The 1,593-nt window shown below is 34.8% G+C and carries 1 protein-coding gene; it reads right to left on the bottom strand.

Annotated elements, in window-relative coordinates; genetic code table 11:
- Positions 1–126 precede the first annotated feature (126 nt).
- Positions 127–1,311, bottom strand: coding sequence for an IS110 family RNA-guided transposase (locus tag KHM83_RS19525; protein ID WP_213238717.1), 1,185 nt, complete (start codon positions 1,309–1,311; stop codon positions 127–129).
- Positions 1,312–1,593: the final 282 nt, after the last annotated feature.

Raw genomic sequence — 1,593 nt, 5'->3', positions numbered from 1 at the left:
GAAAGACTAACTATAAAAAGTCAAGTCTTAAAAAAAATAATTCCAAGGAATAATTATTGAATAAAAATGCATGACAAAAAGACCTAATCACTGGATAGGCTACACTATGTCTAAGCCACCCCAAGGTTACCTGTTCATTTGAGAATCATAAGGAACATTTTGCGTTAAAATAGCATGAATGGTATTGCACATTTTTCTAGCAACGGCATTAACAGCAACAAAGTGGTGTTTTCCTTCAGCACGTTTTTTCTCATAATAAGCTTTGAATACAGGATCATTATTTGAAGCAATGAAAGCAGCACTGAAAATAGCAGTTCTGAGGTGTGGAGAGCCACGTTTGCTCATTCGATTACTAGTACTGCTGTATTCACCAGATTGTGATACAGTGGCATCTAATCCTGCATAAGCAACAAGCTTTGCTGGTGTCGAAAAACGCTTGATATCGCCTATTTCACCAAGGATTACGGCAGCATTAACAGGTCCAATACCTGGAATAGTTGTTATGGGCGAATTGAGCTTTTGGAGCAACAATTCTAGCTCAGATTCAATATTTTGTATCTGAGATTCAATGAAATTTAACTGCTCTATAATCATTTTTAATTGAAGGCTAAAACTGTCTAAAGCAATCTTTATTCCGAATGAATTTGGAGCCAAAGTGGATAATGCCTGAATTTTTCTTTGAGCAAATTTTTTCATACGAAACTGTTCTAAAGCTTCATTCAACTGATTTGCAGTAATGCTTTCAAAGTCAGATGCGGAAGAAAAGTGTAATAGAATTTCTTTAGATGTCTTACCAAAGATATTTGAAAAAACCGTTTCATATTCAGGAAATACTTGATCTAGTACAGCAATTGCTTTTCGTTTTAGATCACTGGTAGATTGAATAAGATAGTTTCTAAAACGAGACAAATTTCTTAGTGATAGCATTTCATCATTTGCTAGAGTCGTTTCAAGAAAATCGCCGTAGCGAATAAGTTCTGCTATGAGCAACGAATCAATGATGTCAGTCTTACGCTTTCTTATTTCAGTTCCTTTTCTCCAACCATCGGTTTGTAATGGGTTGACCACGTAGACTTTTAAGTTTTGATCAATGAGAAAAGAATATAAAGATAGCCAATAGTGACCAGTAGCTTCCATACCGACTTCGATTTCGTCGTAAGAATCCACAAAATTCTGAAGTTTGTTTATGAGAGCTTCACCACCTTCAAGCGTGTTGTTAAAAGAGAAAGCTTTAAATAGCACTTGGCCCTTTTCGGATATGAGACTAGCGACATGAGTACGTTTTCCGATATCGATTCCTAAAAATAGCATAACATCACCTAGAAAAAATATTTTAGATAGATCCACTTATCTGATAAACGTTACTGCCTTATTCGATATACGAAGTACTCTACTTGAGAGTCAACATCTAACTTATTCGTAATCAGTTTATCAGAAAGAGGTGTCAGTCTTTCAATAACGAAGTCAAGCTTCAAGGAAGCTACAGACATCACTCTATCTAATAAATTAATTATACATGTAAATGTATAATTGTTGATAGCTTTAAAGGTTATAGGTCGTCCTTTAAAACCTAAATACATTATATAAGGAAGA

The organism is Fusibacter paucivorans (genome assembly GCF_018390735.1).
Classification (GTDB): Bacteria; Bacillota; Clostridia; order Peptostreptococcales; family Acidaminobacteraceae; genus Fusibacter; species Fusibacter paucivorans.
The sequence above is the reverse complement of the archived record's forward strand: the minus strand, read 5'-3'. Positions and strand labels throughout refer to the sequence as shown.